Raw genomic sequence first — 7309 nt, 5'->3', positions numbered from 1 at the left:
GCCGGTGCTGCTGCTCGGCCCCGGCCGCGATCGGTGTGCTCGCCGGACTCGACTGCGCGCGCACCAGTGACGACGAGATCCGCGCGCCCTGGGCGACGCTGACCGCGGCGGGCCTGTCGCTGCCCGCGGCGGCCGTCTTCGGCGGGCTGGCGGGCGGGGCCGCGGGATCGTTCGGCTACCTCGGCCCGGCGGTCGCGCTGTCGACCGCGCTGACCTTCGTGTGGCTCGCCGTTCCCGGATACGTGGGCCTGGTCTGCGCGCGCTGGTTCCTGCCGTCGTTCGCCCCGGCCGGCGGCGTCGGCTACGACGAGCACTCCGCCGGCGAGGACTATCCGGACGACGAGTACGACGAGGATTACGACGGTGCCGTCGGCTACGACGACGGATATGCCGGCGACTACGACGACGGGTACGGCTACGAGTACGACGACTACTCCGCCGGGCGGGTCGTCGATGGCGAACTGGTCGAGGAACAGCCCGCGCTGGCCGCCGCGGAAGACGACGATCCCGGCGAAACGGCGGACATTCTCGACGCGGAAGTGGTAGAGGCGGACCTGCCCGAGGGCGGCGGGCCCCACGGTCGTTAGGCTTTACGCGGCGGTCGACCGCAGCCGCCGGCTCCTGCAGCACCGACACACAGGGAGTAGAGCGCTGACCACCCCGCCCGCCAAGCTCGTACCGCCGACGGCGCCCGCGACCGTCGTCGTGCTCGCCTCGGGGACCGGGTCGCTGCTCCGCTCGCTCCTCACGGCCACCGGACAGCCGGACTACCCCGCGCGCGTGGTCGCGGTCGGCGTCGACCGGGCCTGTGGCGCAACCGAATACGCGGACGCCGCCGATATCCCGCACTTCCGCGTCGCGGTCGCCGACCATCCGGACCGCGCCGCCTGGGACGCCGCCCTGACCGCGGCCGTCGCCGCCCACGACCCCGACCTCGTGGTGTCGGCGGGCTTCATGAAGATCCTGGGCCCCGCGTTCCTGGAACGCTTCGGCGGCCGGATCCTCAACACCCACCCCGCGCTGCTGCCGTCCTTCCCGGGGGCGCACGGGGTGCGCGACGCGCTCGCCTACGGCGTGCGGGTGACCGGATCCACCGTGCACCTGGTGGACGCCGGCGTCGATACCGGGCCGATCCTCGCGCAGGAGGCCGTGCCGGTCCTGCCCGACGACGACGAGGCCACCCTGCACGAGCGAATCAAGGTCGTGGAACGGCGGTTACTGGCGGAGGTGGTCGCCGCCGTCGCGACCCGAGGCATTGTCTCCGATGGACGAAAGGCAGTAATTCCAGATGAGCGAGTACTCCGGTGACTGAACGCAAGCCGATCGCCAGGGCGCTGGTGAGCGTGTACGACAAGTCCGGACTGGTCGAACTGGCCACCGGGCTGCACGCGGCCGGCGTGGAACTGGTGTCGACCGGGTCGACCGCGGCACGCATCGCCGATGCCGGTATTCCGGTGACGAAGGTGGAGGACCTGACCGGGTTCCCGGAGACGCTGGACGGGCGGGTGAAGACGCTGCACCCGCGGGTGCACGCCGGCATCCTCGCCGATCTGCGCAAGCAGGAGCATGCCGATCAGCTGACCGAACTCGGTGTCGAGGCGTTCCAGCTGGTGGTCGTCAACCTCTACCCGTTCACCGAGACGGTGGCCGGCGGCGCGACCCCGGACGAATGCGTCGAGCAGATCGATATCGGCGGGCCCTCGATGGTCCGCGCGGCGGCCAAGAATCACCCGTCGGTGGCCGTGGTCGTCGACACCGGCGACTACGACGACGTGCTGAGCGCGGTGAAGTCCGGCGGCTTCACCCTCGCCGAGCGAACCGGCCTGGCGGCCAAGGCCTTCCAGCACACCGCGACCTACGACGTGGCGGTGGCGAGCTGGATGACCGGTGTGCTGGCGGCCGATCCCGAAGCCGGGCAGCGGTTCCCGGGCTGGCTGGGCGGCAGCTGGACGCGCGAGGCGGTGCTGCGCTACGGCGAGAACCCGCATCAGGCCGCCGCGCTGTACGCCTCGAACGACGGCAGCACCGGTCTGGCGCAGGCGAAGCAGCTGCACGGCAAGGAGATGTCGTACAACAACTACACCGACGCCGATGCCGCCTGGCGGGCCGCCTGGGATCACACCCCCGCCGCGGTAGCGATCGTCAAGCACGCCAACCCGTGTGGCATCGCGGTCGGCGCCGATATCGCCGAGGCCCACCGCAAGGCGCACGCCTGCGATCCGGTCAGCGCGTTCGGCGGCGTGATCGCGGCCAACCGCGAGGTGACGGTGGAGATGGCCGAACAGGTCGCCGAGATCTTCACCGAGGTGATCGTGGCCCCGGGCTATGCCGACGGCGCGGTGGAGGTGTTGCAGCGCAAGAAGAACGTGCGCATCCTGATCGCGGACCGGCCTCGTCGCGGCGGCGTCGAACTGCGGCCGATCAGCGGCGGCGCGCTGCTGCAACAGTCCGACATCATCGACGCCGAGGGCGACGATCCGGGCACCTGGACCCTGGCCTCCGGCGAGGCGGCGGACGAAGCGACCCTCGCCGATCTCGAATTCGCCTGGCGCGCTTGCCGCGCGGTGAAGTCCAACGCGATCTTGCTGGCCCACGACGGGGCCTCGGTGGGCGTCGGCATGGGTCAGGTCAACCGGGTCGACGCGGTGCATCTGGCCGTGCTGCGCGCCGGTGACCGCGCCCCGGGGTCGGTCGCGGCGTCGGACGCCTACTTCCCGTTCCCGGACGGGCCGCAGCAGCTCATCGCGGCCGGTGTGAAAGCCATTGTGCAGCCGGGTGGTTCGGTGCGCGACCAGCTGACCATCGATGCCTGCCGGGAGGCCGGGGTCACGATGTATCTGACGGGCGCGCGGCACTTCGCCCACTGAGACGCCAAAGACGAAGCCCTGCGCGAGAACTCGCTTCTCGCGCAGGGCTTCGTCTCATCCAGCCACCGGGCCTTCCTCATCCCGGCACCCGGGTTTCGCTCTCCCTGCCGTGGCGGGGAGCGAGTCGGTTGGCTCTCTGGGGAGCGGCCGCTTCGCCGCTCGGTGAAATCGTTCTGGAGGGCAACGTAACACCCGAAATCCGGCTATGGGGTATGCACATCAGCTATAAGTGCAGAACGCAACATTGCGAGTGACATACATCACAAGAAAACTGCAAAAGAGGTCTTCCATTTGCACTTGCATTTGTGCTCGCGGTGACTTCACCTGGCGCTGAGCACCTTTCGATCACCAAGCGGTTGCTTCAGTGGGACCTCGAGAGTTCCGAAAACCGCGATCATGGTGCACATCCGGCCGGCCGCCTCGGGCAGGGATCCGGCCCGCAGTTCGACGGTGACTGTGTCGCCGGTCTCGGTGGTGGTCTCGTCCACGCCGTAGCACTCCGGCGATCCGATCTGGAAGTTGACCGCGATGCGGTCCGGAGCAACCCGGCTCCAGCTCTCGAACGGGATCGGGCCGCCGCGCGTGATCGCCGGGTTCGCGGTGAACATCCGGCCGGGCTGGGGCGGCTCCTGTTCGGTCGGGGTACTCGGGCCCGATTTCGTGGTCGTACTCGTATCCGATTGTGCTCCATCGTCTTTCGCACTACCACAGGCCGCGGTCACCAGGGCGCCCAGCGCCGCGGCCACGGCGACGGCGCGACGTCCGCCCGAGTTCAGGTTCATGAGCGTCCACCCTAGTGGTCCGCCGGTGGGGGTCCGCGCCGGTCGCGGGCGGGCGGTCCAGTGAACATTCTGCAACGACTACGCGTAAACCCTGTGCCGCCCGCCGCGGTGCGGCTACTGTGCGCAAATGATGAGCGAATGCGGTTCGGCGCCATCGATCTCCCGATGAAGAGTGATCCCCTTTCACGAAAGGAACCACCGTGGGCGACACGCTGAACGTAGGCGATGAACTCGGTCTCGGCCAGTCCCTGCAGGGCGGTGCGTACACCCTGACCCTCCAGAACGACGGTAACCTGGTGCTTTCCGAACCGGGCGGTGTCGTCTGGGCTACCAGCACCCACGATCAGGGCGTCCGGCGGGCCGTCCTACAGGACGACGGCAACTTCGTGCTGTACAAGGACGACGGCGCGGCCTGGTCCACGGAGACCAACGGCAAACAGGTCGACCGGTTGGTCCTGCAATCGGACCGCAACATCGTCATGTACGGCCCGGACGGCAGCCCGGTCTGGGCGTCGGAGACCCATACCGACACCCCGATCGTCGTCGAGGAGGCGGAGATGACGTCCGCCGAACCGGCCATGGCGGAGGCCGCGCCGCCGCCCCCGCCGGAGGCCCGCACCTACACGGTCGAACCCGGCGACACCCTGTGGGCGATCGCCGAGCGCTTCTACGGCGACGGCAACCGCTACCTGGACATCGCCGGCGCCAGCGGCATAGACAACCCCGACGCGATCGATGTCGGCCAGGTGCTGAACATCCCGTAGTCCATCCCCGGCATGCCCACCCGTTCCCGGCATGCCCACCCGTTCCCGGCATGCCCACCCGTTCCCGGCATGCCCACCCGTTCCCGGCATGCCCCACCCATTTCCCGGCATGCCCCACCCATTTCCCGGCATGCCCCACCCATTTCCCGGCACGCCCCACCCATTTCCCGGCACGCTTTTGGCCGGGATCCACTGCCCGTCCAGAGATTCCGGCCAAAAGCGTGCCGGAAAACGGATGCCCGCCGGAATGCCGAGAGCCCCCGATGCATGGGCATCGGGGGCTCTTTCCGTCCAGGACCGTCAGCGGCTCGTGAAGGGGAGCAGCGCCATCTCGCGGGCGTTCTTCACCGCGATGGCGACCTGGCGCTGTTGCTGGGGGGTCAGGCCGGTGACGCGGCGGCTGCGGATCTTGCCGCGGTCGGAGATGAACGTGCGGAGCAGGTTCACGTCCTTGTAGTCGACGATCTCGATGCCGGCGGCGATGAGGGGGTTCTTCTTCGGCCGACGCGCCTGCTCGGCGCGGACCTTCTTCGACGGTGCTCGCTTCACGGCCATGTCAGTGTCCTTTCTCGGCATGAGCCCTGGGCACTATGTGCACGAGGTCTGCGGGTGGTCTACCAACTCGATTTGTGCACACCGGGCAGCTCCCCCCGGTGGGCCAGCTCGCGCACACGTACACGGGAGAGACCGAACTTCCGGAGATGACCACGTGGGCGTCCATCCGTGGCGTCCCGATTGCGCAATCGTACCGGACTGGCATCGCGCGGCAGTTTCTGCAGGGCGGCCCGCGCGGCGGCTCGCTCGTCGTCGGGCGTCGTGGGCTTGCGGAGCAGTTCCTTCAGCTCGGCCCGCCGCTCGGCGTACCGCGCGACCACGAGTTTCCGCTGCTCATTGCGCTCGATCTTCGACTTCTTGGCCATTCAGCGCTCCTCGCGGAAATCGACGTGCTTGCGGACGACCGGGTCGTACTTGCGCAGGACCAAGCGGTCCGGATCGTTGCGGCGGTTCTTGCGGGTGACGTAGGTGAAGCCCGTGCCCGCCGTCGAACGCAGTTTGATGATGGGGCGAATCTCGTTGCGAGCCATCAGATCTTCTCTCCCCTGGCGCGCAGCCGGGCGACGACCGCCTCGATGCCGTCGCGGTCGATGGTCTTGATGCCCTTGGCCGAGACGGTCAGCGTGATCCGGCGGCCCTCGCTGGGCAGGTAGTAGGTCTTGCGCTGGATGTTGGGATCCCAGCGGCGATTGGTCCGCCTGTGCGAGTGCGAGACGGACTTGCCGAAACCCGGGCGCCGCCCGGTCACCTGGCAGTGCGCCGACATAGGAGCCTCCTGTTTCCGATGGCGGTGCCCCAACACCGCAATGACAATCATTTTCGACAACGGTCGTCCGACACTGTACCGTTGCCTCTCGGTAAATGAAAATCATTGTCGAAAGGGGTTCCGGTGGCGTCTCATCCCGACCGCCGTACGCCCGTCGTGATGCTGGCGGGCTTCGAGGGTGTCGCGACGGCCGGCGTGGACCACCTCGCGCGGGCCCTGCGGGACACACCCGGCACCGTGGTCGTCCGCCACGACCTGACCGAACTGCGCGAGGGCATCGTCCGCCGCACGGTGTCTCAGAAACCTCCTGAGAATGTGAACGGGCAAGTTCGCGGCCCGGCTCGGTTCTGGACTGACGGAGCGGGGGAGCGAAGCGGAGGAGCGGAGGAGGGAAGAACCGAGCCTCAGGGGGCCGCGAACCGCGACGCCGGAGGCGGCGCCATTGAACACAGCACGGTGCACGAGCTGGCGCACGGCTGTGTGTCCTGCACGCTGCGCGCCGATCTGCTGCCGCTGCTGTGCCGCCTGGCCGCGCGGGATTCGGTGCGGCGCATCGTGATCGCGCTGGATCCGGCGTTCGAGGCGGAGGCGGTGTGCCACGCGATCGCGCATGTCGAGGTGGCCGGGATGGTGGGCCGCGTGGACGGCCCGGCCGCGCGGGACGTGCGGATCGCGGCCGTGGTCACCTGCCTGGACGGGCGGACCTGGCTGCCCGACGCGCTGAGCGAGGAGACCCTGGCCGAGCGCGGCCTCGCCGATGCCGACGACGAGCGGACGGTGGCCCAAGTGGCCGTCGGCCAGGTCGAATTCGCCGATGTCGTGGCGATCGTCGGGGCGGAGTCGGTCGACGGGGCCGACCGGGCGCGGCTGGGAGCCGTCCTCGATCGCCTGGCTCCGCAGGCGCCGGTGGTCTGGGCGGACGATCCGGCCGCACTGGGCGCCGCCGGCATCGAGGACCTGCTCGCGGAGATCCCGGCGGGCTCGCGGCGCGGCCGGATCTTCGACGCGCACGCCCCGCTGCTGCGCGGGCAGCCGCCGCTGGACGTCGACCACGGGGTGGCGCTGATCGAATTCGCCACCGACCGTCCGTTCCATCCGGCCCGCCTGCACCAGGCGATCGACGTGCTGTTCGACGGCGTCGTCACCGCGCGGGGCCGGATCTGGCTGGCCACCCAGCCCGACGAGGCCGTATGGCTGGAATCGGCGGGCGGCGGGCTGCGCGTCGGCAGCGCGGGGCCCTGGCTGGCGGCGATGTCCCCGCGGGAACGGGCGGCGGCGGATCCGGATCGGCGGGCCCTGGCCGCGCTGCGCTGGGACGAACACTTCGGCGACCGCGATATCTCCCTGGTCGTGCTGACCTGCGACGCCGATCCGGACGAGATCCGCCTCGCCCTGCACTGGGCCCTGGTCGACGAGGCCGAGCTGATGCTCGTGCGCGGCGCCCCGGAACTCGTGGCGCAGTGGGAGGACCCGTTCGGGCAGTGGCACACCGACCCCTGCGTGGACGGGGACGGATCGGATTCGGCATCCAGCGCCTCGCCGTCGGGCGAGCAGCGCACGACAGAAAGGTAGACC

General features: G+C 69.6%; 9 protein-coding genes and 1 pseudogene. 5 read left to right on the top strand and 5 right to left on the bottom strand.

Going from position 1 to position 7309, the window contains the following annotated elements:
• From ON41_RS27130 to purH, 3 genes and pseudogenes are all read left to right on the top strand, one after another.
• Positions 1–587, top strand: a pseudogene (locus ON41_RS27130) (DUF6350 family protein); the annotation flags it as partial.
• Between the two features lie 64 nt (positions 588–651).
• Positions 652–1308 carry a phosphoribosylglycinamide formyltransferase gene (gene purN, locus ON41_RS27125; RefSeq protein WP_051162592.1) on the top strand — a complete coding sequence of 219 codons (657 nt, stop codon included), beginning with the start codon at positions 652–654 and terminating at the stop codon, positions 1306–1308.
• On the top strand, positions 1305–2867 hold the full coding sequence (gene purH, locus ON41_RS27120; protein ID WP_040750665.1) for a bifunctional phosphoribosylaminoimidazolecarboxamide formyltransferase/IMP cyclohydrolase: 1563 nt from the start codon (positions 1305–1307) through the stop codon (positions 2865–2867). The genes purN and purH overlap by 4 nt, the downstream gene beginning before the upstream one ends.
• 320 nt (positions 2868–3187) lie before the next feature.
• Here the strand turns inward: purH and ON41_RS27115 are convergent, their stop codons facing one another.
• Positions 3188–3649 (bottom strand): hypothetical protein, encoded by a 462-nt coding sequence (locus ON41_RS27115; RefSeq protein ID WP_040750664.1) that lies wholly within the window; start codon positions 3647–3649, stop codon positions 3188–3190.
• A 200-nt stretch (positions 3650–3849) separates the two neighbouring features.
• Between ON41_RS27115 and ON41_RS27110 the strand changes: the two genes are divergently transcribed.
• A complete protein-coding gene (locus ON41_RS27110; RefSeq protein ID WP_040750663.1) occupies positions 3850–4413 on the top strand; it encodes a LysM peptidoglycan-binding domain-containing protein in 564 nt (187 codons plus the stop codon).
• Positions 4414–4713: 300 nt separating this feature from the next.
• On the opposite strand, the gene rpsR is transcribed toward ON41_RS27110, so the two are convergent.
• From rpsR to rpmB, 4 genes are read right to left on the bottom strand one after another with little or no spacing between them, the layout of a single operon-like run.
• Positions 4714–4968, bottom strand: coding sequence for a 30S ribosomal protein S18 (gene rpsR / locus ON41_RS27105; protein ID WP_040750662.1), 255 nt, complete (start codon positions 4966–4968; stop codon positions 4714–4716).
• Between the two features lie 59 nt (positions 4969–5027).
• Positions 5028–5333, bottom strand: a complete 306-nt coding sequence (rpsN, locus tag ON41_RS27100; RefSeq protein ID WP_040750661.1) for a 30S ribosomal protein S14 — start codon at positions 5331–5333, stop codon at positions 5028–5030.
• The gene (rpmG, locus tag ON41_RS27095; protein ID WP_040750660.1) at positions 5334–5498 is read right to left on the bottom strand and encodes a 50S ribosomal protein L33; all 165 of its coding nucleotides are present in this window, start codon (positions 5496–5498) and stop codon (positions 5334–5336) included.
• Positions 5498–5734, bottom strand: a complete 237-nt coding sequence (rpmB, locus tag ON41_RS27090; protein WP_040750659.1) for a 50S ribosomal protein L28 — start codon at positions 5732–5734, stop codon at positions 5498–5500. Before rpmB ends, rpmG begins: the two co-directional genes overlap by 1 nt.
• A gap of 159 nt (positions 5735–5893) precedes the next feature.
• On the opposite strand from rpmB, the gene mrf reads away from it, so the two are divergent.
• Complete coding sequence (gene mrf / locus ON41_RS27085; RefSeq protein WP_051162589.1) at positions 5894–7306, top strand: ribosome hibernation factor-recruiting GTPase MRF; 1413 nt, start codon at positions 5894–5896, stop codon at positions 7304–7306.
• Positions 7307–7309 lie beyond the last annotated feature (3 nt).

The organism is Nocardia transvalensis NBRC 15921 (assembly GCF_000308875.1).
Taxonomy (GTDB): Bacteria; Actinomycetota; Actinomycetes; order Mycobacteriales; family Mycobacteriaceae; genus Nocardia; species Nocardia transvalensis.
Note: the sequence above shows the minus strand (reverse complement) of the source record. Positions and strands in the feature narration are given on the sequence as shown.